General features: G+C 73.1%; 1 protein-coding gene. It reads left to right on the top strand.

The window, feature by feature from the left end; all coding sequences use genetic code 11:
- The coding region (locus tag ACYP03_RS26555) for a virulence factor SrfC family protein (protein ID WP_459782749.1) at positions 1–264 on the top strand (264 nt) is incomplete at both ends.

A 264-nucleotide genomic window follows, 5' to 3' on the forward strand; every position in this document is an offset into this window, starting at 1 on the left:
GACCCGGACGGCCCGTGCCAGTCGCCCGGCATCCCAGCCCGCGAGGTGGCGTTTCTGCCCGAAAAGCAGGAGCGGATCGCCGAGCTGCGCGCCGGCTTCGCCGCCCTGCCGGAGGCAACCGCGCATTTCGCGGATCCGGGCCGCGCCTTCGATGAGGCCCTCCGCCTCAACGACGGCGGCGTGAGCTACCTCGTCGAGAACCTGTCGCGGGTCTGCCGACCGGCCCTCAAGGCGCAGCAGATCGCCTCCCGGCTGGAGGCCCTG

The sequence above is a fragment of the Photobacterium sp. R1 genome (genome assembly GCF_054600795.1).